Source organism: Bartonella doshiae NCTC 12862 = ATCC 700133 (assembly GCF_000278155.1).
Classification (GTDB): Bacteria; Pseudomonadota; Alphaproteobacteria; order Rhizobiales; family Rhizobiaceae; genus Bartonella; species Bartonella doshiae.
In genome coordinates this window covers 299,328-320,570 of record NZ_JH725095.1, presented here as the reverse complement: position 1 = coordinate 320,570, position 21,243 = coordinate 299,328, and the positions used below count along the sequence as shown (strand labels likewise).

Sequence of the window (21,243 nt, the reverse complement as noted above, 5' to 3'; positions counted from 1 at the left end):
ATGGGCAAATTGTTTTCTTTATCCGTTATTACAGGTTGTTGTGTTCTTCCTTTTTTTACATGGGCACCTGTTGGTGCAAAAGCAGTACATATTGATCAAGTTGATCATGAAACCATTCAAATTATCGTAACAACAAATACAATTACTGTTGATGCACATTTTGATGGTCGTGATCTTTATATTGCTGGTGTTTTAGAAAATATCAATCCATTGTATTCTCAACAGAATCGTTATGATATTGTTGTGACCTTGGAGGGGCAAACGCGTGCGATGGTTATGCGGGAAAAAAAACGCAATGCTGGAGTTTGGGTTAACGCTGATTCCTTTATTTTCAAAAATGCTCCTCTTTTTTATTCAATGGTAACAACGCGTGAGATTGAAGATATTACCAGTGCTGAAAATTATAAGCGTTTGGGTTTAGGACTATCCTATTTTCCGTTGCAGACGAATGAGCAAGATCAGAAAAAAATACAAACTTTTCGCAATGAGCTTGTGAAATTACAAAAAGCCAAAAAACTTTATTATGAGGATGTAGGTGGTGTCCGTTTTGGTTCTGGTACACTTTTTACTGCACATTTTCAGTTACCGGCAAACATTCCTGTTGGACATTATAAGGTTCGTGCTTATCTTTTTCGTGATGGGAATTTTATTGATAGTGCGATCACAACGCTTGAAATTGTTAAAGCACATATTGCTTATACAATTTTCCATGTAGCGCATAAGTACAGTTTTTTATATGGTATTCTTGCTGTGTTTGTGGCTGTAAGTACAGGTTTTTTATGCCGTTTGATTTTTCGAAAAGATTAATAATTATAGAAGAAAAATTCTAGGGAAGTTATCTTTTATGAAAAATGCGTAAAAAGAGAAAAATAGGCACAACAATAACTGCTCCCATTGTGATCATATGGAAGAGGTTTGAAAAAGTTATGAAGCCTGTTTCCCATAAAGACTTTAAAGAATTCGTTATTGTTTGCAAAAGACTCTGAGGTGTCCATCCAAGAAAATTCATCACGATGCCCACGAGAAGTGAAAGAGTAAGCAATTTTAATGTAATGCGCCCTAACGTCTCTCCCAAAAATGCATGTAAAGAATGGGAAATCTTTTTTCGTTTGTTCATTTTGATACACTTTAGAATAAGTTATACTACAACGGTATACTATATGGTGATACTATCATAAAAAAACAGAGATTAGCGTTTTCTTTTGTTTTTCTTTACTTCTCTTTCAAGTTTGCCACCTTGTAATACTGGTGTAACATCTGTGCTAGTTTCTGAAACGCGCTCGTGTTCTATTGGCATTTTTCGTGGTATTTTCATAGTATTCTGTATTCCTTTCATGAATTTATGAGATATTTTTAGATTTTTTATGGATAATAAGAGATATTTATCGTGTTCCGCGTTTTTTATCTTTTAAGAATTTTGCAGTACATCGAAGTTCGTCCTCTAACAAACTAATATGTTGTGTATAGAATGTGATTTCAAGATACACAGTTTTAGAGGGATATTGTTCATTCTTAAGAAAGTATAACCGCATAGGTATAGAGGTTTAAATTTTCAACTCCTATACGTTGAAAAATAGTAATTTTTGTTGACAAAACAGGAACAACGAAAGACGAATATAGTAAAGCGCTCTTTTTCTGAAAGATCGGGGGATAATGTGTTGTTGAAGAAAAGTTTAGTTATGTGCGGGTTGTATGGGGAGATGTCAGGCACCTGTGGTGATTGTATTTATAGTTATAGCTCCCTTTGATTTTAAAAATAATAAGGCGTGATAAGGAGCTATTATTTAGTATGTAATTAAAAATTCAAATTTCTTCTTCGAGAAAGGATGGAAGTGTCACGAATAAAAGTAATTACTTCTGGTAAGTATACACCACTCATCTGGGATCATCAAAATATCAAATTGTCATTGAGTTTTTTTAACAGCCAGAATGGGATTTTGATAACTCGTCTGGGGAAATAATAGAAAGAAAGCTGCGGATGGAGGCTTATTTGATGAAGCAAAGAAAGACTTTGTCTTATATATTTTAAATGATAGGTGTTGTGACATCAGTAAGAGACGCTGTTATTCATGACATTCTTCATTGTATATGGGATTGTTTTGGGGTGGATATTGAGGTCTGCTCAGTATGGGATCAAAGAAAAAAAAATGGTTAGTAACAGACTGCTTGTGTTGGTCCTTATCAGTTAAGTCGTTGGCGTTCTGGAGAATCCATTTTATTACGTGCAAGTTCCCATTATTGGGGGGAAACACCTAAACTTAAGAAGATTTTAATCCGCCATGTCGCGGAACCAGGAACACAACGTTTATTGTTGCAAAAACACGATATTGATATTGCACGTGATTTAAAACCTGAGGACTTAGCAGATCTTCAAGCCACAACAGATATTAAGGTTGAAAAAGTGTTGGAGCCATCCATGATGTTTTGGGGTTTCAATATGACAAATTCTATATTTGCCAATGAAAAAGTGCGTTTGGCAATGCGCTATCTTATTGATTATGAAGGTCTTGGAAAGACAGTGCTTAAAGAAATAGGTATTCCACGTGCAAGCTTTATTCCTCTTGGTAATTTTGGTGCTTTAGCTGAAAAAGAAGGGCAACCTTTTAAACTTGATCTTCAAAAAGCAAAGCAGCTTTTAACTGAGGCCGGTTATCCCGATGGATTTGAGGCGAATTTTTTGGTTGGAACATCTCCTTACGCTTTGCCAATTGCTCAATCTATCCAAGATAATGCAGTCAAGGTTGGTGTGCGTCTTAAAATTGAGCGTTTAGCAGGAACACAGTTGTTTTCAAAACTTTATGCACGTGCTTTTGATACTATTTTTGTTGGATGGAATAATGACTCTACTGATCCTCATACAATGGCTTCACGTCTTGTGTACAATCCTGATAATCGGTTTGAGGCTAAAAATACAGCCTATCCTAGTTGGCATTATGGATATTTAGATTTAAATTTGAATCAAAAGGTTGAAGATGCATTGTTTCAAAAAGATTCTCAGAAACGGGCTCAAATGTATGCTGATTTGCAGCGCGAACTTATGCAAAAAGGACCTTATGCTTTTATCTTTCAGAAATATAGTGTTGTTGCCTTAACACCTGATATTAAAAAATGGGTTTGGAATAGCTCTCCACGTATTTTTTATAAAGCTATTGAAAAATAAGTATATAATGAACAATGTGAAGTAAATAAAGAAAAGGTTGTGAGGTAGAGGATAGGAAATTCCTCTACCCATCATTGGTTTCAGCAATGTGGAATTGAGGGCTTTGAGTTGAGATATTGCCCGTGTGAGCGTATTGCTTGTTCAGAAGAAAGTTTTTTCTGTATTTTATCAATTTGACAGTATACAGGTTGTTGGGTTGTATTAGAGTGATGTTTCAAAGTCTTTTGCTAAGATTTATTAAGTAATTTATAATTTTTGAATTTGAAAAAGCATTTTTTCAGATTCGCTATAGGAAAAGGATAAGATGAAAGAAAAAAAAATACTTAAGAAATTTTGTATTTTGTTGGGAGCGGTTAGTTATTTGAGTGCTTCATTGGCTTTGGCTGTCCCATCCCAAAATACGTTGGTGTTGGCATGGAATATTGATTCAATTAGCAGTTTTGATCCAGCACAAGCACTTGAAACAGTGACAAGTGAATTATTGACCAATATTTGTAGTGCGTTGGTACAGTATGACCAGAATGATCCTACAAAAGTCCGTCCTGCTATGGCTCAGTCTTGGGATGTTTTGGATGATGGAAAAAAAATTGTTTTTCATCTTCGTCATGATTTAAAATTTGAGGATGGAAGAAAGGCGACAGCACAAGATCTTGCATGGTCAATGCAACGGATTGTTAAATTAGGGCTGAGTTATGCTCAATCTTTGGTAAATTATGGCTTTACGAAAGATAATGTTGAAACTGGCATTCAAGCTCTTGATGATACAACTTTACAATTGAAATTAGATAAACCTTATCCTATCCCTTTGATTTTAACTGTGATCGCACAATCGTATGCATCCGCTATACTTGATAGGCAACTCCTTGAGAAAAATAGTATTAATGGCGATATGGGGAATAAATATTTAACGTCGCATTCGGCTTGTGTTGGTCCTTATAAATTAGCTCGTTGGATACCGGGAGAGCGGGTTGTACTCCAAGCAACCCAACATTATTGGGGAGATACTCCAAAAACTGAAAAGATTGTAGTGCTTCATGTGACTGAATCTGCAAGTCAGAGATTGCTTTTAGAAAAAGGTGATGTAGATATAGCGCGAGATCTCTCTTCCGAAGATATTTTAGATATTGAAAAAAAGGGGGGGCCTATAAAAATTGTCCGTATTTTGCGGCCGCAATCTGTTTATTTGTCGTTAAATAATAGAAATACAGCCTTATCCCATGAAAAAGTTAGGTTGGCTTTGCGTTATCTCGTTGATTATGACACTCTTGGAAAAACGGTTTTAAAGGGTATCGCAGTTCCTCGTGCAAGTTATATGCCTTTGGGTATCCCCGGCGCTTTGGATGAGAAAGAAGGAATGCCGTTTAGTTTGAATTTGCAAAAGGCAAAACAGCTGATAACTGAGGCAGGTTATTCGAGTGGCTTTAAAGCTAACCTTTTAATTGGTAGTCTTTCCTATATGTCCTCTGTTGCTCAATCTATTCAAGAAAATGCGCGTAAAATTGGAATTGAACTGACAATTGAAAAAATGGCCCAGGCTCAATTGTTAAGTCGTGTTCGTAGTGGACATTATGATATGGCTATTATGAGTTGGGGATCTTCTGATCCTGATGGGCATCCTTCTTCCTTACATAGTGCTTTTAATCCTGATCCAACCTTTACTCAAAAGCCTGGTATGTATTTGGCTTTACGAGCTGGTTATTATGATAAAAAGGTCAATAAAATGGTGATGGATGCTTGGTTTGAAAAAGATCAGAATAAGCGTCTCGCATTGTATCGGGATTTACAGTATTATATGCTTGATCATGGTCCTATGGCTTACTTATTTCAGACATATTACACCGTTGGTATGAGACCAGAGGTGAAAAAATGGGTTTGGAATAGTTTTAGGCTTTACTACAATGAAACGGAAAAATAGATGCAATCTTGTTACGATAAAGGTTGTATATAATGCCCGATAAGGGAATATCTGATTATATAAATCAAGGAGTTAGCTTTATGTTTTGTCGCTATGGAAGGGGAGGTAATGATTTCACCAATTTCGGAAGTTGAAAGTGCAGTATCACAGAAGCAGAAAAATCTGTTATGGGATTTTTTTTTCAATGGATTAAAGCTACTTATTTCAGTTTTTATGACGTTGCTTGGTTTGGTAACGATTACTTTTTTTATTGGTCGTATTCTTCCATTAGATCCCATTCTTGCCATTCTTGGTGATAATGTTAGTCAGGAAGCTTATGATATAATGTACCATAAATTGGGCTTTGATCAGCCATTAATTGTCCAATATGGTAGTTATGTTAAACATATTTTTATGCTTGACTTTGGTGATGCTTTGACTTCTGGGCGCTCTGTTTTAGAGGATATTGCACGTGTATTTCCTGCGACGTTAGAGCTTGCGACAGTTGCTATTCTTATCGGTACGAGTTTTGGTATTCCATTTGGTGTTTTTGCAGCGATGTATCGCAATTCATTTATTGATTATTTTGTTCGTATTTTTACACTGCTGAGTTATTCAACGCCAACCTTTTGGCTTGGATTGATGGCACTATTTGTATTTTACGCTAAGCTTAGTTGGATTGGCGGTCCAGGGCGTATTGATTTTATATATGAATATTCCTTTGAACCAAAAACAGGCTTTTTTCTTTGGGATACCGCTACGCAAGGGCAATGGGAAGCATTTGGTAATGTTTTTAGCCATATCATCATGCCAGCTTTAATCCTTGCTTTCGGTGCGATGGCTTATATTAGTCGTATGACTCGTGGGTTTATGATTGAACAGTTGAATCAGGAATATATCATTACTGCGCGCGTTAAAGGATTGTCGTGGGCAAGAACAGTTTGGGGCCATGCTTTTCGTAATGCGCTTGTTCAGATTATTACTGTGGTTGCACTTTCTTATGCCTTTTTATTAGAAGGTGCTGTGTTGACGGAGACAGTTTTTGCTTGGCCAGGCTTTGGTCGCTATTTGACCAATGCGCTTTTGGCAGGAGATATGAACGCGGTTGTAGGGTGTACGCTGCTTGTGGGATGCTTCTTTGTTGCTATTAATCTATTTTCTGATTTACTTTATCGCATTTTTGACCCAAGGACACGTTGAATATGACAACGACTCATCACAATAAACCGCATTCGGTGTCTTTTTTGAGACATTGGTTAAGTGGATCTGTTCCACAGTCAGTAACGCAGGCAAATATACAAAAAATTTATCACAAATTGGTCAGGTTTTCTCGTAATCTTTCTGCCTTATTGGGCATAGCTATTATTTTTATTGTTGTTTTATGTGCAATTTTTGCCCCTTGGATTGCTACGCATGACGTTGTCAGTAATGATCTTGCTCATCGATTGCAGCCACCATCTATAATGCATTACTTTGGAACGGATGAATTAGGGCGTGATATCTTTAGTCGCTTAATTTTTGGAGCGCGTATCACTCTTTATATCGTTTTTTTAACTACAGTGATTGTTGGGCCGATAGGGCTTATTGTTGGGACTGTTTCTGGTTATGTTGGGGGATGGGTTGATACTGTTTGTATGCGTATTGTTGATATTTTCCTTGCGTTTCCCAGTTTAATTTTAGCACTTACTTTTTCAGCAGCTTTAGGACCAGGTATTGAAAATGCTGCAATTGCAATTTCAATTGCAGCGTGGCCGCCGATAGCACGTTTAGCGCGTGCTGAAACTTTGACAATACGATCTTTTGACTATGTTTCAGCAGTTTATTTACAAGGAGCATCTGCTTGGCGTATTATTTTATTACATATCATGCCGATGTGCATTCCTTCTGTGATTGTCTGGTTAACATTAAATATGTCTGCAATTATTTTGACAGCTGCTGGTCTTGGTTTTTTAGGTCTAGGTGCTCAACCACCAACTCCTGAATGGGGTGTCATGCTTTCAACCGGTCGTGAATTTATGATGACAAGTTGGTGGTTAGCAGCAATACCAGGTTGTGCAATATTATTTACAAGCCTTGGTTTTAACCTTTTAGGTGATGGGCTTCGTGATATATTGGACCCGCGTAATGGATAAAAAATTATTAGAGATAAAAGATTTATGTGTTTCTTTTCCTACACCGCGTGGGATTTCAGAGGCTGTGCGTGGTATTAGTTTTTCTGTAGGAAAAGAAAAAATCGGAATAGTTGGAGAGTCTGGGTCTGGAAAATCAATGACTGGGCGGGCGATTTTAAAATTGAATCCGAGATCAGCAATCGTTACAGCCCAGAAAATGCGCTTCAGTGGTATAGATTTGTTGGCAGCACCTGAATCTCAAATGCGCACCATTCGAGGAAGACGTATTTCGATGATTTTGCAAGATCCGAAATATTCACTTAATCCATTGGTGCGGATTGGTGATCAAGTTATGGAAGCTTACCGTATTCATTATCGTGTTTCAAAGGTGGAGGCGCGGGAAAAGACAATTTCTATGTTGGAATCTGTACATATTCGTAATCCTGAGCATGTGATGCGGTTATTTCCTCATGAAATCTCAGGAGGTATGGGGCAGCGTGTAATGATTGCGATGATGCTCATTCCTAAACCTGATTTAATTATTGCCGATGAGCCAACATCTGCGCTTGATATTACAGTAAGACGCCAAGTTTTAACAGTGTTGGATGAGCTCGTGACTAAGTCTGGAACGGGGCTTATTTTTATTAGTCATGATTTGAATATGATTTCTGATTTTTGTGATCGTGTTTTGGTTATGTATGCTGGTCGTATATTAGAAGAATTGCCAGCATCTGATTTGTCGCATGCTTGTCATCCTTATACTAAGGCTCTTCTGGCTAGTTTGCCACGGCTTGATAATTCTGTTGATGTTTTGGCTGTTCCTGAGCGTGATCCTGATTGGTTACATGATTCTACGATTGTGAATGGTGTTAAAGGAATTTCCCATGATCAATTATGAGAATATACTTGATGTTTCTAATTTATCTGTCACCTTTGGGGATAGGCAAAAGGCAGTGACAGTTGTTAAAAATGTCAACTTTCATATTAAACGTGGTGAAGCTTATGGTTTGATTGGTGAATCAGGATGTGGAAAATCAACTATTTTGAATACATTGGTTGGGCTTATTTCAGATTATAGTGGGCGGGTCATTTTTGATGGAAAAGAAGTGGCACAAACAAGAAATAAGAATTTTCTACGTCGTATTCAAATGGTTTTTCAAGATCCTTATGCTTCACTTCATCCGAGAAAAATGGTTCATACTGTCCTTTTTGAATCTCTCAAAATTCATGGTATGGATAATCAAAAAGAGCGAGTGCATGATGCTTTAAATTCCGTTGGTTTAGATTCTTCATTTCTTTATCGTTATCCGCATGAGTTATCTGGAGGACAACGTCAGCGTATTGCTCTTGCACGTGCCTTAATTATAGAGCCAGAGGTTTTGTTACTTGATGAACCTACATCTGCATTGGATGTGTCGGTACAAGCTGAAATTTTAAATTTGTTGAAGTCGTTACGAGAGGAAAAAAAGCTCACTTATTTGATGGTATCCCACGATCTTGCTGTTGTTGCACACATCTGTGAACGTGTTGGCATTATGCATAAAGGAATTATTTTAGAAGAACTTAGCAATGATGATTTGCGTAATTTACGTGCACAGCATGATTATACAAAGATGTTTTTTGAAGCAAGTATTGAGCCGATTGTTCATAGGGAATAAAGAGCGTGATAGGTTTTATATAAGAGAAAAGGTATTTTTATCCTTATATTGTAGGATTTTGTCACTATAAGTTTTCTGAGAGAATTTTTTAGTTATAATATTTTAATCTTATTAGATGTAACCCATTATAAACATACAAGTTCCTTATAAAGTATATGATTTTTTTTTTGATATTGTTGCACTGTTTTTATTCTTAAAAGAGAAAGCGATTCTTTGTAAGAAAACAGATTTTATCACATAAAAGGATAGCACATTGCGCTACCCTTTTGATTTTGCACGGGGAATAGCACACGCTTTTGGTCGTGCCTTTGAAGCCGTCATGCGCTTTTTTGGTGCCGATACCACCACCATTACGCATTGGAAAAACATTATCACTGCCGCTTTTGATTTGTCTGAACATTGGCAAAAGTTCAAATCGAAGAGCAAAGCCGGTCCAGATGCTTCGTTGGGTCAATGATACGACCTATAGTGTTATTCTCCATGGACCCGTGGTGATCACCAGTATCAGTAAAGACCACGACTATATCAGCCGCTCTGGTCAATCACAGTGCATCCGCTATTCCATCAGTCTTTTACCCTTTTTCGATGGGGGCAAACCCCGAGGGTATATGCAATGAAGATACCAGAAAAGCACGTTATTGTAGAGTTAGAGGATATGAGCTTAGACCTCATCTGCTTTCACCATGTCATGGCTGTTTTAGGAAATCGTTCTCAAGTTGGGGCACTGAACGGTTATTGTGAAGCCACACTGAAAGCCAATCCAGAGATAGCCAAATATGGTGTACTTTTGCCGCGGGGCTTGAAGATCATTTTGCCTGAATTTGTGTTGTCTAATCCTAAAGGCATGGTGAAGCGGTTATGGGATTAATGCGTACACACCCCTTTATTGTGGTCAAGGTGGGAGACAAACCTGTTCATGAGGTTTTTTACCAGCGTCTTTTAACCGCAACCATTACGGACCATGCCGGTAATGAAGCCGATACATTTGAAGCAGAATTTGACGATAGTGGCAATGATTTAGAAGTTCCACAGAGCAACAGCGCGCTGCAGGTTCTCTTTGGCTATGAGAACAGCATCAGTGCTTTTATGGGGCGTTTTGTTGTGGAGTCGGTTGTAAGTTCAGGTAGCCGTGATGGAGAGATTTTGCGGCTTTGTGGCAAAAGCGCCTCGATGCGTCAAGAGCTCAAAGAACAGGCGAGTGAGCATTTTGATCACAAAACTGTTGGTGAGATTGTTGAAACCTTAGCCAAACGCCATGGTTATCAAGCAAAGGTCAGTCCACAGTTTAGCAAACAACCTTTGCCTTATGTGATTCGTACAGATCAATCGGCTGTTGATTTTTTAACCCGCCTTGCCGACCGCATGCGGGCGCGTTTTTTGATCAAGGACAATAAGTTTTTATTTTTAAGCGGAGAGAATTTACCAGCCCTCGACATTCATAAACATGACTGTTCCAGCTGGGAATTTACCCTCGAGCCACGTACGCAATATGGCACCATTGAAGTTTCTTATTTTGATCGCTCAAAAGGGCAGCAATGCCAAGTCAAGCATCAGACAGGTTTTAGCGGTCCCGTGCGGCGTCTGCGCACTTGTTACACCAGCAAGGAAGAGGCGCTAGCAGCGGCGGTCTCAGAATCAGACCGACTTTGTCGTGCTGTGGGCAGTGGTTCTTTGACCCTTGCGGGGCGACCAGAAATCATGGCCGACCAGCCTCTTTTATTGCAAGGGTTTCGTAGCGAAATCAATGGTCCATGGAAAGCTTCCACTGTCACCCACTGCTATGAAAAACAAAGCGGTTACACAACAGAAATCAGCCTCGAAGCTCCAAACAAGGGAAAAGAAAGCAACAAAGAATAGAGGCTGGGCTGGTTGCCCAGCCAACGGGGATAGTTTAGCGACAAACCCGTCCGATGCAAGATAACACAACATCGCAGCCACTTCTTATCACTTAAAGCAATGAGAAGATGGCTAATATAGATGAAAGAGTGTTAAAAAATTATGGATACACTTTGTAAAGAAACATTAAAATCTGTTGATCCTACGGAACCAGCTGCTGCTTATGTTGGTGGCAAAATCAAGTTGGCAAAAACCATTATCAAAATCATTGAAGGCATTCCCCATCGCACTTATGCTGAGCCTTTTGTTGGAATGGGGGGAATATTCTTCAGGAGGAAATTGATTCCCTTATATGAAGTCATCAATGACCGCTCAGGTGATGTGGTGAATTTTTTTCGGGTGTTGCAACGCCATTATCACCCTTTTATGGATCTGTTGGAGTTCCAGATAAGCAGCCGTGAGACGTTTCAGCGTTTCGCTCTACAAGATCCAAAGACCCTGACAGATTTAGAGCGGGCTTTGCGGTTTTTATATCTCCAGCGGTTGAGTTTTGCTGGGCAGGTGGCTAAACGAACATTTGGCGTTGATCCTAATCGTGGTGCACGGTTTAACAGTTTCAAACTTGAAGGCTTATTAAAGCTTATATACCGCCGCTTAGCGGGTGTGACCATTGAACATTTAGACTGGTCTGAGTTTATCAGGCGCTATGACCGGCCGACCACTTTGTTTTACCTTGATCCGCCTTATTTTGGTGTTGAGGATTACTACGGAAAGGATTTGTTTAAGCGGGAGAATTATCAGACGATGTCCACACTGCTTGCACAATTAAAGGGGAAGTTTCTTCTCTCTCTCAATGATGTGCCTGAGATCCGAAAAACCTTTAGCCAATTTAAGATAAAAGAGGTGAATACATCCTATACATGTGGTTCAAATAATCCGACTGCGGCTCGAGAGCTCATCATCTCAAATTGCGACTTTTAGGATGAAGAGAAAAGATGCATTAAAGGGTCTTTAAATAACCTTTGAAAGACCTTTGAAGACCCTTTGAGAACCCCTTAAAAATCTTTTGAAAAAAATAAATTGGTACAAAACCTAGTGTCAAAATATACAAAACCTGCTGGCAAGCTACAAAGCTACAACAACAAAACCCGATGACAAGCTACAGTAATGGTAGCGGAGGAGGGATTCGAACCCCCGACACAAGGATTATGATTCCTCTGCTCTAACCTACTGAGCTACTCCGCCAAAATAAAAATACGATTACAACTCATCCTCTCTCATCTTCTGCGGATATAAGAGGTAGAATAGTAAGATGTCAAGCATCGTTTTTAAGCTTTTCTCTTGTCATTCTATTTTATCCTCGATATGGAATATAGAGAAGTATAGTTATTCACATAATTAATAAGGTAAGGCATAAAAATGACGCTACGTGTAGCGGTTTTAGGCTGCGGTTATTGGGGTAAAAATCATATACGAACACTCCAGAGTTTTGGAGTTTTAGCAGCAGTTTCTGATGTTGATGCTGATCGTGCTGCAAGCTTTGCAAACATGTATGGTGTTAATGTTATTGCGCCTGACGATCTTTTTACTCATAAAGATATTGATGCATTGGTATTGGCATTGCCTCCGCAATTTCATACAGAAAATGTTCTGCGTGCTGTTAAAAATGGTAAAGATGTCTTAGTTGAAAAACCAATAGCCTTGAATATTTCTGATGCTGAACGTCAAGTGCAGGCTGCTGGTGAACATGGACGTATTTTTATGGTGGGACATATTTTGCGATTTCACCCTGCTTTTGAGAAAATGTGTGAATTGGTAGCAAAGGGAGAATTGGGGGATGTGCGTTATATTTATTCTCATCGATTAGGCTTCGGAAAATTTCATACACAAAGCGATGCTTTGTGGGATCTTGCTCCTCATGATCTCTCAATGATTTTGGCTTTGACAGGTTGTGAACCTTCTGAAGTTCGCGGAGAGGGGGCCACTGTAGTTGATAAACTTTCTGATTTTGCACATGTTCATATGGTATTTCCAAATGGTGTAAAGAGTCATCTTTTTGCTTCACGTCTTAGTCATTATCGTGAAAGGCGTTTAACAGTTGTTGGTACAAATGCTATGCTTGTTTTTGATGATATGGAACCGTGGAGCCGCAAATTAGCGTTGCATCGTTTTTCTGTTTGGAAAGAAAATAAAGAATGGGCTTTTAATTCTGACGAACCAGATTATATAAATATCTGTGAAGAGCTGCCACTTACTAATGAATTACAGCATTTTCTTCATTGTATTGAGACACGTGGATTACCCCGTACAGGTGGTAAGGAAGCGGTTGCTGTTCTACGGATTTTAACTGCTGCTCATATCAATTATCATGGATAAAATAGATTTAAGTAGTATTTTTGCATTATTGTGATGATTAATGGAGTTAATATGCAATTCATCGACCTTAAAATGCAGCGTGCACGTATTGAAGATAAAATTAATTCTGCAATTGCACGTGTGGTCGCGAGTGGTCAATATATTTTGGGGCCGGAAGTAACAGAGTTTGAAGAGCGATTGGCAAATTATCTTGGCGTGAAACATGTGGTTGCGTGTGCCAATGGAACTGATGCTTTGAAGATGCCCCTCATGGCTAAAAATATTGGTCTAGGTGATGCTGTTTTTTGTCCTAGCTTCACTTTTTCTGCAACTGCTGAGGTTGTTGCGTTGGTGGGGGCTGAACCTGTTTTTGTTGATGTTTTGCCCGATACATTCAATATTGATGTTGAAAAACTTTGTGAAGCAATCAAAATGATTAAAAAAGAGGGGCGTCTTAAAGCAAAGGCAATTATTCCTGTTGATTTATTTGGGCTTCCTGCTGATTATGCGCAAATTGCTCGAGTAGCGCGAGAGGAAAATCTTTTCGTTATCGAAGATGCTGCGCAATCGATGGGGGGAAGAAGCGGTAATACTATGTGCGGAGCTTTTGGCAATGTGGCTGCAACAAGTTTTTATCCCGCAAAACCATTGGGGTGTTATGGCGATGGTGGCGCCATGATGACCAATGATGATGATTTGGCAAAGCTTTTGCGTTCTATCCTGTTTCATGGGAAAGGTGAAACACAATATGACAATGTGCGGATCGGTATGAATTCGCGTCTCGATACTCTTCAAGCTGCAATTTTGTTAGAAAAACTTGTTATCTTTGAAGAGGAGATGGAAAAGCGTGTGGCGATTGCTCAACGTTATTTTGATGGTCTGAAAGATATTATAATAGTTCCAGAAATGAGAGAGAATATTCGTTGTTCCTATGCACAATATACCATTAAGGTGGAAGAACGTGATAAATTAAAGGATTATTTACAGAAAAACTCTATTCCTACGATGATTTATTACAAAACTCCATTACATCAACAGCCTGCTTATAAGCACTTTTCTTATGTTAAAGATTCTCTTTCTGTCTCTGAGTCTTTAGGAAACAGTGTTTTAAGTTTACCAATGCATCCTTATTTGACGCAAAGTGATCAGAATACGATTATCCAGAAAATAAGAGATTTTTATCATTCTTAAGAGAATGCTTTTATTTTGAGAAAGCTTTTAGCTATAATGGCGCACAATGTTGGAATAAGATTTTGAAGGTATTTTGAGAGATTGTTCTTAAAAAGAAAGTAAAAATTGTACGAGGTTGTTTGTTGTAGAGTAATGTTTATATAAAGAGATCATATCTTAGTTTTCTTTTCTCCATATGATAATAAAGTGTTGTATTATGTAAAATTCAGTCAACATAAATGCGGTTGATTAAGATATTCATGCTGAGTTAGTGTAAAGATCTCTACCGAGAGGGTGTTGTTTTTTTGCTGTTAGCTATTTTTTGGCGAATACAGGATGCAAGATCGTTATCGTCTTTAGAATTTTGGATCAATGTATTGATGGGAGATGTTTCACCCTCTTGGAGTGCTATTTGAGCAGCTAATGTTGCTGCGAGTTCTTTTGTTTCTTCACGTAGCTTATCTATAAGTTGTTGATTAGCAGCGCTATCAAGCTCATTACTTTGAATCTCTTTTAAACGTTGCTGATAGTGTGCAATTTTTTTACGCATAGTTTTGATTTCCATAATAAAAGTATTTTTTGTAAGAGTATTTTGTTTTTTTTCTATTGTTTCTTTTTCATGGGAAGAAGAGGCTGATTGTGTGGGAAGAAGTAAGCGATAAAGCTGTTCCGTTGCTTGGCCTAATTGCATTTTCTGTTGGGCGTATTTTTTTTGCAAAGATTTATATTTTTGTTCGTTGCGCACTAATTCCACTGCATGTTGGGCACAGAGAAAATCGTAGTTTGCTTGTATTTCAATATGCGATAATGGAATTTGTGCAGAAACAAACTTCTGTGCAAGGTGAAGGGCTCTGCGCCAAATAAGGGGAGAAAAAAGTACCAGCAACCAAGAAGTAGAGGCAACTCCAAGAATAAAAAAAAGCAATGATTGGATAAGCATAATTCCCCTTTTCTGTAACTATTTAAAATGGGTTCCATGTTGGTTTGGATGTTAATTTTAAATATCCTATGTTAATGCCAAGACGTGCTCCAATTCCTGTTCGTATTGGAATTAACAAGACATTATCGCGTTTGAGTACGTGAAAACCAATACCTGCAATTAAATAGGCCGATCCTGAAATACCGCCATAGCGTCCCCATAAATTATTTACGTTATTGAGATCATAAACTAGGATCATTAAACGGGAGCCTTGACCACCTAAATCCCATCCCACAGAGGGACCTTGCCAGAAAACTTTACGCTGACCATAGCTTTTGGTAAAAATTTGCCCTTCACCATAGGTTAATCCTGCAAAAAAGGCGCCAGAAGCTTCTTCCCCTAAAATATAGGCATTTGGATGACCATATCGCGAAAAAATATTTTTAATTGCTATTGCTACACCGCTGGCAGTTTTCCCGAAAAAAGTATGACCAGAATCAATGATTTCCTGTAATGAATAATGAGGTTCGTGTTGATCCATTGGTTGATACTGAGCATGAGCAGCGCTTACTGTTATAAATAAAAGGAAGATTAAAGTTATGATACTTTTGTACCAACGCACCAGAAGAGAGAGAGCCATGGAGTTTTTCCTTTTAGAGTTACACATAAAGAGGATCATATTAGGTTTTTCATGTGATTGAAATAAAAAATAAGTCGTAAGGTTATTGAAAGGTTATTGAAATTCTTTAATTTATTTCTAAAAAAATAATGTTTTTGTTAAGTATGCATTGGATGTTAAGAGTTTTGCTTTAGAATGAATTTTGTTTTTCAATTTAGGAGTTTTCAGTCATTATGACATTAGCTGTTTCTTTGAAGTCTATTGATCTTGCTGCTTTACTTTGTAGTCGTATTTGCCATGATTTGATTTCTCCTATTGGTGCTATTCAAAATGCAATGGAGCTTTATGACGAGGGAGGGGCTGATGAAGATGCGCTGCAATTGGTGCGCTGGTCTGTTGCAAGTGCTTCTGCGCGTCTACAGTTTGCCCGATTGGCTTTTGGCTTTGCAGGAGCCAGTGGGGCGCAAATAGATACGTCTAATGCTGAGCAGGTTGCTCAACAATATATGAAAGAGGAAAAAGCAACTTTAAAATGGCAAGCTCCTGCTTTTATTTTGCCAAAAAATGAAGTGAAACTTTTGCTTAATTTGTTATTGATTGCAAACGCAACAGTGTCTCGTGGTGGTGAAATCATTGTTATGATTTCACAAGAAGAGGGCAGACGTTCTTTTCAATTTGAGATTTGCGGTAAAACTCTGCGTATTCCTCCTCATTTTATTGCTTTATATAATGGAGAAATTCAAGAAGAACCTATTGATGCCCATGTCATTCAATTTTATTACACAATGTTACTTGCTGAAATGGAAGATATGAAAATAAATATTATAAATGAAGCTGATAATCGTATTATTTTAGAAAGTACAAAGAATCTTTAATAAAGCTGTTTAAGCCATATCGAAAAAAGATAATTTGATTATGCTTGTAAGGTAAGTTTTCCCCGCATGTGGCGATAGTATATCACAAAACAGTAATATTGAGGCCTCTTAAACTATAACACTCTTATCTATAAAAGAGATTTTTTGGGGAACTCCTTTTATGGTAACAAAAAAAATCTCGGCCCGCTATATTCCGAGATTTTATAATGTGCATTGATTTTATAATATGCATTTTTATTGCTTAAGCGGTTTTACGTATGTTCTCTTCAACTGGATCACGCAATACGTAACCACGTCCCCAAACTGTGTCAATGTAGTTTACGTTAGAAGATATTGCTTCTAATTTTTTCCGCAGTTTACAGATAAAAACATCAATAATTTTTAGTTCTGGTTCATCCATACCACCGTAGAGATGATTGAGAAACATTTCCTTGGTGAGTGTAGTGCCTTTGCGTAGAGATAGAAGTTCTAGCATCTGATATTCTTTTCCAGTCAAATGGACAGGATGACCAGCAACTTCAACTGTTTTTGCATCAAGGTTAACGGTGAGATCTCCGGTAACAATGATTGATTGTGCATGGCCTTTAGAGCGACGAACAACCGCGTGAATACGTGCGATTAATTCATCCTTATGGAAAGGCTTTGTCATATAATCATCAGCACCAAAGCCAAAACCACGTACTTTGTCTTCAACGGCACCCATTCCGGAAAGAATAAGGACCGGAGTTTTGATTTTTGCTAATCTTAGGGTCCGTAGGACATCATAGCCTGACATGTCAGGAAGATTTAAATCCAGCAAAATGATATCATAATCATAAAGCTTCCCTAAATCGACTCCTTCTTCACCTAGATCAGTGATATAAACATTAAAATTCTCTGACTTTAGCATTAACTCAATGCTTTGAGTCATTGCCTTATCATCTTCAATTAATAATACGCGCATTTTAGATCCCTCACTTTGCTCCTCTTGAATCAAATGGAGCTCCTTTTTATAAGCAGATCGAACCACTGCTGATAAAAAACAATTCATGAAACTAAACACTTATAGCAAAAGTGCTTATGAACATTTCAGTAGTACGCGCAACAATCACCACTGAATCCCCCACTATCTATGATAGTGGTTAACAAAATATTTTTATTTTTGAAAGAGGTTAACAAAATTATTTTAGAAAACTCGCATGTTTTTCCACTTGATGAAAAATACAATGCTTTTTTACTCATTTTTCACTTTAGAAAAAATCTTGTAACAGACTTTTTCAAATTCCTTTTTTACAATTTTAGTATTTATTTACCGAGCTTTAAATATCTTTATTTTATAGTGGAAATGAAAAGCAAAGAAATGGTTATTGTTCTTAAAGCAGGTTATGTCCGCAAATGCTTTAAGAAAGGGAAAAAGATAATTTCAGTGGTTTATTTTTGTCAAAAAATAGTAGCTAAAGATATGTATAAGTGTGCGAATGCGCATGTTTTATTGGCGCAATCAAGGAGTAGTGAGTATGAAGCAACGTAAAAATATGGTGCGATTGAAGATGTTCCAAGTGCGGGGGAAGCGTCGTGAGATTGCACAGCTTGAGATGATGATCACAGAATTTGAGCGAATGGTATTAGAGCTGGAAGCACAAATTATTAATGAAGAACGTAAATCTGGAAACAGTGATATTCATCATTTTGCTTATTCCGCTTTTGCTCGTGCAATGCGGCAAAGGCGCGATAATCTTGCAAACTCAATTCGTGATTTACAGCTTCAAAAAACAAATGCTGAAATTGCTTTACGTGAGGTCGATGCCGAATTGCAACGTATACAAATTCTTGAGGCACGGGAAAATGAAACTGTAGTAAACGATGGTCATATTATGATTCATTCTAGCTCAATGACTGGATAATAAAAGTCGAAGTTTAAAGAATGATTCTTTAAGTCAATTATGTACTGAAAGCAAAAAAGCAGCCAAATCACATAAAAAATTTGGCTGTTTTACTAAGAGCATTTTGCAATGGCTATTAATGCCTGTAGCGTTGAATTCTTGTTGTCCGTAATCCCGCTAAGCCGTGTTCATCAATTAAACTTTGCCATGAAAGAAATTCTTCAACGGTCAAAGTATAGCGTTGACATGCTTCATCAAGGCTTAACAATCCGCCTCTGACAGCCGCAACAACTTCTGCTTTGCGGCGAATTACCCAACGCCTTGTTGTTTTTGGTGGTAGGTCGGCGATTGTGAGTGGACTTCCATCTGGCCCAATAACATATTTCATTTGTGTTTTTGTTAAATCAGTCATTCTATTCTCTAATTTAGGCAAGGACGTGATTCGTTTGTAAAACATGAAATTTAAAAAAAAGCTAAATGCATTAAATAAAAGGTTAATAAAGTAAAGCTGATATATAAAAATATGGCATAAAATATGTTAAATAATCTATCATACTACTTTTATCTTTGTTAAATTAAAAGGATTTTCATTATGCCTTATTTTCACCATTCTTTTTGCGTTTGCAGTTTCTTCGTAGAAAGTGATGCCACGATTGGTTGTGCAAAGTATAAAAAAACAATATAAAGTGGTCATGAATAGTGTGCATAAGAATATTAGCCAAAATCAATGGGTGTAGATTAAATAGAGAATGAATATATGTTTTTGAATAGTCTTGACTTGCCAGGACGGCCTGAAAATTCTCGTATTGTTGTTGCAATGTCGGGGGGTGTTGATTCATCTGTTGTTGCGGGTCTTCTGAAAAAAGAGGGCTATGATGTTGTTGGAATTACATTGCAACTGTATGATCATGGTGCTGCAACTCATCGTGTAGGAGCATGTTGTGCTGGACAAGATATTGAAGATGCACGTCGTGTAGCAGAAACATTGGGGATACCTCATTATGTGCTTGATTATGAAAAACGTTTTCGTGAAGCTGTAATTGATCCTTTTGCAGAAAGTTATGCGCATGGAGAAACGCCTGTGCCATGTGTGGCCTGTAATCAGACTGTCAAGTTTGCTGATCTATTAGCAACTGCACGTGAATTAGGCGCGGATGCTTTGGCAACAGGCCATTATATTCGTAGTCGTTTTCACGGTGCTCATCGGGCACTCTTTCGTCCTCTTGATGCTGATCGTGATCAGAGCTATTTCCTTTTTGCAACGACACAAGAACAGATTGATTATTTGCGTTTTCCATTAGGGGATCTTTCAAAAGCACGTGTTCGTGAAATAGCAGCAGAAATGGGCTTTGTTGTTGCCAATAAACACGACAGTCAGGATATTTGTTTTGTTCCACAAGGGAAATATTCTGATGTGATCACAAAACTGCGTCCAGAAGCTGCTAATCCTGGAGTTATTGTGCATATTGATGGACAGGTTTTAGGAAAACATTCGGGAATTGTTAATTATACTGTTGGACAGCGTCGTGGTATTGGTGTTGCAACTGGTGAAGCGCTTTACGTGGTTTATCTCGATGTGGAAAACGCACGTGTTATTGTCGGTCCGCGTGAAATGTTGGAAACACATAAGCTTTTTTTACGGGATGTGAATTGGCTTGGTGATGAACACTTGGATAATTTTCCCTCTGAGGGTGTTGAGGTAGCTGTAAAAGTTCGTTCAACACGTCCTCCTCATCTTGCTCGCTTGCATTATAAAGAAGGGAATTTTTCTGTTGATTTATTGGAACACGAAAATGGTGTGGCACCAGGACAAGCCTGTGTTCTCTATGATGGAAATGGTGATGGAGCACGTATTCTTGGGGGAGGTTTTGTTACCCATTCCGAACGGGCTGCTGGTACGGAGGTTATGTTGAAACGCATTTTGTGCAATCTAGAAACAAAAACTTCTGTTTCCTCAGAACTTGAAACAGCTACTTCTTCTTATAAATAAAAGAATTACGCTTATGGGAGTTTTTACAGATTAGAATGTTTTCATCTTTCGCCCAGCTGATCAAGATTGGTAAAATATTCGCTGCAAGATTTTTGAAGGAATGAAGATTAAGTTGCTTATGCTTTCGATTTTTATGTTTATGTAGTAATAAACCTACATCATTATTTTTAGCTCTTTATATCGCTACTTTTTCTTATATTAAATAAATTATAAGGGATGCGTTCATTTTTTGTTTAAACGATTTTTGTTTACACGTTCATTCCATCTATGATGTGTAAAAAAATTTTTATGATTCTGGATTAAAGTATTTGAAATAAAATAATCTTACTGTATTGAAGTTTTTTAATATATAAAAAGATGAGTTATTACTATAAATTACACAATTATATATAGAACTTGCAGAATTTTAAGAAGATATTTCGTTACTATCTGCAACAAAAAGGCAAAAAATTCTTTTGAGTGTCACAATGCCAATAATATATTTTTCGCTATCAGTGATGAATTGATGTTTTTGCGTAGAAAATTCTTTTACGGCTAGTGTGATAAGATTTCAAGTATAAATTACTTTTTTATAGAGTGTTATGATATTCGAATGCATACGTGGATTCTACGTTATTTTTTCTAAATAGTTGAATGTTAAATCTTTGCTTTGTTTTCAAGAAAGAGATAAAAAATTATATTATTTTTAAAACCAGTGGTAGAATTTGTATTGACATAATACAACTATTGATATATGTTAAAGGTACCGAGTGCGGTATGACATATTGTTTTCTCGGGAACAGGGGTTTAGGTCC

The 21,243-nt window shown here is 37.6% G+C and carries 19 protein-coding genes, 1 tRNA gene and 3 pseudogenes; 17 read left to right on the top strand and 6 right to left on the bottom strand.

The features are described from left to right. Entirely contained in the window at window positions 1–807 is an 807-nt protein-coding gene (locus tag MCS_RS04335) for a TIGR02186 family protein (protein WP_004856020.1), read from the top strand. Between the two features lie 28 nt (window positions 808–835). Here MCS_RS04335 and MCS_RS04330 read toward each other — a convergent pair whose 3' ends face one another. Further along, window positions 836–1,117, bottom strand: a complete 282-nt coding sequence (locus MCS_RS04330; RefSeq protein WP_004856018.1) for a DUF6460 domain-containing protein — start codon at window positions 1,115–1,117, stop codon at window positions 836–838. Window positions 1,118–2,164: 1,047 nt separating this feature from the next. Here MCS_RS04330 and MCS_RS04325 point away from each other — a divergent pair. The 11 genes and pseudogenes from MCS_RS04325 to MCS_RS04280 all read left to right on the top strand — a co-directional run. Then, window positions 2,165–3,160, top strand: a pseudogene (locus tag MCS_RS04325) (ABC transporter substrate-binding protein); the annotation flags it as partial. A gap of 304 nt (window positions 3,161–3,464) precedes the next feature. Then, window positions 3,465–5,075, top strand: a complete 1,611-nt coding sequence (locus MCS_RS04320; protein ID WP_004856014.1) for an ABC transporter substrate-binding protein — start codon at window positions 3,465–3,467, stop codon at window positions 5,073–5,075. A gap of 108 nt (window positions 5,076–5,183) precedes the next feature. Beyond that, a complete protein-coding gene (locus MCS_RS04315) occupies window positions 5,184–6,254 on the top strand; it encodes an ABC transporter permease (RefSeq protein ID WP_004856012.1) in 1,071 nt (356 codons plus the stop codon). A 2-nt stretch (window positions 6,255–6,256) separates the two neighbouring features. Beyond that, window positions 6,257–7,186 carry an ABC transporter permease gene (locus MCS_RS04310; RefSeq protein ID WP_004856010.1) on the top strand — a complete coding sequence of 310 codons (930 nt, stop codon included), beginning with the start codon at window positions 6,257–6,259 and terminating at the stop codon, window positions 7,184–7,186. After that, entirely contained in the window at window positions 7,179–8,063 is an 885-nt protein-coding gene (locus tag MCS_RS04305) for an ABC transporter ATP-binding protein (protein ID WP_004856009.1), read from the top strand. The genes MCS_RS04310 and MCS_RS04305 overlap by 8 nt, the downstream gene beginning before the upstream one ends. Further along, window positions 8,050–8,823: an ABC transporter ATP-binding protein gene (locus MCS_RS04300; RefSeq protein WP_004856008.1), complete on the top strand. Its 774-nt coding sequence runs from the start codon at window positions 8,050–8,052 to the stop codon at window positions 8,821–8,823. Before MCS_RS04305 ends, MCS_RS04300 begins: the two co-directional genes overlap by 14 nt. 271 nt (window positions 8,824–9,094) lie before the next feature. Beyond that, window positions 9,095–9,238 (top strand): annotated as a pseudogene (locus tag MCS_RS08325) (phage tail tape measure protein); the annotation flags it as partial. Between the two features lies 1 nt (window position 9,239). Next, window positions 9,240–9,440, top strand: a pseudogene (locus MCS_RS08670) (phage tail protein); the annotation flags it as partial. Then, window positions 9,437–9,691, top strand: coding sequence for a tail protein X (locus MCS_RS04290; protein ID WP_004856004.1), 255 nt, complete (start codon window positions 9,437–9,439; stop codon window positions 9,689–9,691). The pseudogene MCS_RS08670 and the gene MCS_RS04290, both read left to right, overlap by 4 nt. After that, on the top strand, window positions 9,691–10,680 hold the full coding sequence (locus tag MCS_RS04285) for a phage late control D family protein (RefSeq protein ID WP_024864180.1): 990 nt from the start codon (window positions 9,691–9,693) through the stop codon (window positions 10,678–10,680). Before MCS_RS04290 ends, MCS_RS04285 begins: the two co-directional genes overlap by 1 nt. A gap of 141 nt (window positions 10,681–10,821) precedes the next feature. After that, entirely contained in the window at window positions 10,822–11,640 is an 819-nt protein-coding gene (locus MCS_RS04280; RefSeq protein WP_004856001.1) for a DNA adenine methylase, read from the top strand. A 187-nt stretch (window positions 11,641–11,827) separates the two neighbouring features. Here the strand turns inward: MCS_RS04280 and MCS_RS04275 are convergent. After that, a tRNA-Met gene (locus MCS_RS04275) sits at window positions 11,828–11,904 on the bottom strand. A gap of 174 nt (window positions 11,905–12,078) precedes the next feature. Here MCS_RS04275 and MCS_RS04270 point away from each other — a divergent pair. Beyond that, window positions 12,079–13,035, top strand: a complete 957-nt coding sequence (locus tag MCS_RS04270) for a Gfo/Idh/MocA family protein (protein WP_004856000.1) — start codon at window positions 12,079–12,081, stop codon at window positions 13,033–13,035. Between the two features lie 51 nt (window positions 13,036–13,086). Continuing rightward, entirely contained in the window at window positions 13,087–14,205 is a 1,119-nt protein-coding gene (locus tag MCS_RS04265; RefSeq protein WP_004855998.1) for a DegT/DnrJ/EryC1/StrS family aminotransferase, read from the top strand. A 262-nt stretch (window positions 14,206–14,467) separates the two neighbouring features. On the opposite strand, the gene MCS_RS04260 is transcribed toward MCS_RS04265, so the two are convergent. After that, entirely contained in the window at window positions 14,468–15,124 is a 657-nt protein-coding gene (locus tag MCS_RS04260; RefSeq protein WP_004855997.1) for a hypothetical protein, read from the bottom strand. A 22-nt stretch (window positions 15,125–15,146) separates the two neighbouring features. Continuing rightward, window positions 15,147–15,743, bottom strand: coding sequence for a DUF1134 domain-containing protein (locus MCS_RS04255; RefSeq protein WP_004855996.1), 597 nt, complete (start codon window positions 15,741–15,743; stop codon window positions 15,147–15,149). 212 nt (window positions 15,744–15,955) lie between these two features. On the opposite strand from MCS_RS04255, the gene chpT reads away from it, so the two are divergent. Then, a complete protein-coding gene (chpT, locus tag MCS_RS04250) occupies window positions 15,956–16,597 on the top strand; it encodes a histidine phosphotransferase ChpT (RefSeq protein ID WP_004855995.1) in 642 nt (213 codons plus the stop codon). Window positions 16,598–16,838: 241 nt separating this feature from the next. Here chpT and ctrA read toward each other — a convergent pair whose 3' ends face one another. Next, window positions 16,839–17,540: a response regulator transcription factor CtrA gene (gene ctrA / locus MCS_RS04245; RefSeq protein WP_024864181.1), complete on the bottom strand. Its 702-nt coding sequence runs from the start codon at window positions 17,538–17,540 to the stop codon at window positions 16,839–16,841. A 553-nt stretch (window positions 17,541–18,093) separates the two neighbouring features. On the opposite strand from ctrA, the gene MCS_RS04235 reads away from it, so the two are divergent. Continuing rightward, window positions 18,094–18,480 carry a hypothetical protein gene (locus tag MCS_RS04235; RefSeq protein WP_004855990.1) on the top strand — a complete coding sequence of 129 codons (387 nt, stop codon included), beginning with the start codon at window positions 18,094–18,096 and terminating at the stop codon, window positions 18,478–18,480. Between the two features lie 115 nt (window positions 18,481–18,595). Here MCS_RS04235 and sciP read toward each other — a convergent pair whose 3' ends face one another. Then, complete coding sequence (sciP, locus tag MCS_RS04230) at window positions 18,596–18,871, bottom strand: CtrA inhibitor SciP (RefSeq protein ID WP_004855987.1); 276 nt, start codon at window positions 18,869–18,871, stop codon at window positions 18,596–18,598. Between the two features lie 345 nt (window positions 18,872–19,216). On the opposite strand from sciP, the gene mnmA reads away from it, so the two are divergent. Next, window positions 19,217–20,449 (top strand): tRNA 2-thiouridine(34) synthase MnmA, encoded by a 1,233-nt coding sequence (gene mnmA, locus MCS_RS04225; protein ID WP_004855986.1) that lies wholly within the window; start codon window positions 19,217–19,219, stop codon window positions 20,447–20,449. Window positions 20,450–21,243 lie beyond the last annotated feature (794 nt).

Coding starts and splice junctions, on each gene's coding strand:
- MCS_RS04335 (WP_004856020.1), top strand. CDS start 1: ATGGGCAAATTGTTTTCTTTATCCGTTATTACAGGTTGTTGTGTTCTT.
- MCS_RS04330 (WP_004856018.1), bottom strand. CDS start 1,117: ATGAACAAACGAAAAAAGATTTCCCATTCTTTACATGCATTTTTGGGA.
- MCS_RS04320 (WP_004856014.1), top strand. CDS start 3,465: ATGAAAGAAAAAAAAATACTTAAGAAATTTTGTATTTTGTTGGGAGCG.
- MCS_RS04315 (WP_004856012.1), top strand. CDS start 5,184: ATGATTTCACCAATTTCGGAAGTTGAAAGTGCAGTATCACAGAAGCAG.
- MCS_RS04310 (WP_004856010.1), top strand. CDS start 6,257: ATGACAACGACTCATCACAATAAACCGCATTCGGTGTCTTTTTTGAGA.
- MCS_RS04305 (WP_004856009.1), top strand. CDS start 7,179: ATGGATAAAAAATTATTAGAGATAAAAGATTTATGTGTTTCTTTTCCT.
- MCS_RS04300 (WP_004856008.1), top strand. CDS start 8,050: ATGATCAATTATGAGAATATACTTGATGTTTCTAATTTATCTGTCACC.
- MCS_RS04290 (WP_004856004.1), top strand. CDS start 9,437: ATGAAGATACCAGAAAAGCACGTTATTGTAGAGTTAGAGGATATGAGC.
- MCS_RS04285 (WP_024864180.1), top strand. CDS start 9,691: ATGCGTACACACCCCTTTATTGTGGTCAAGGTGGGAGACAAACCTGTT.
- MCS_RS04280 (WP_004856001.1), top strand. CDS start 10,822: ATGGATACACTTTGTAAAGAAACATTAAAATCTGTTGATCCTACGGAA.
- MCS_RS04270 (WP_004856000.1), top strand. CDS start 12,079: ATGACGCTACGTGTAGCGGTTTTAGGCTGCGGTTATTGGGGTAAAAAT.
- MCS_RS04265 (WP_004855998.1), top strand. CDS start 13,087: ATGCAATTCATCGACCTTAAAATGCAGCGTGCACGTATTGAAGATAAA.
- MCS_RS04260 (WP_004855997.1), bottom strand. CDS start 15,124: ATGCTTATCCAATCATTGCTTTTTTTTATTCTTGGAGTTGCCTCTACT.
- MCS_RS04255 (WP_004855996.1), bottom strand. CDS start 15,743: ATGGCTCTCTCTCTTCTGGTGCGTTGGTACAAAAGTATCATAACTTTA.
- chpT (WP_004855995.1), top strand. CDS start 15,956: ATGACATTAGCTGTTTCTTTGAAGTCTATTGATCTTGCTGCTTTACTT.
- ctrA (WP_024864181.1), bottom strand. CDS start 17,540: ATGCGCGTATTATTAATTGAAGATGATAAGGCAATGACTCAAAGCATT.
- MCS_RS04235 (WP_004855990.1), top strand. CDS start 18,094: ATGAAGCAACGTAAAAATATGGTGCGATTGAAGATGTTCCAAGTGCGG.
- sciP (WP_004855987.1), bottom strand. CDS start 18,871: ATGACTGATTTAACAAAAACACAAATGAAATATGTTATTGGGCCAGAT.
- mnmA (WP_004855986.1), top strand. CDS start 19,217: ATGTTTTTGAATAGTCTTGACTTGCCAGGACGGCCTGAAAATTCTCGT.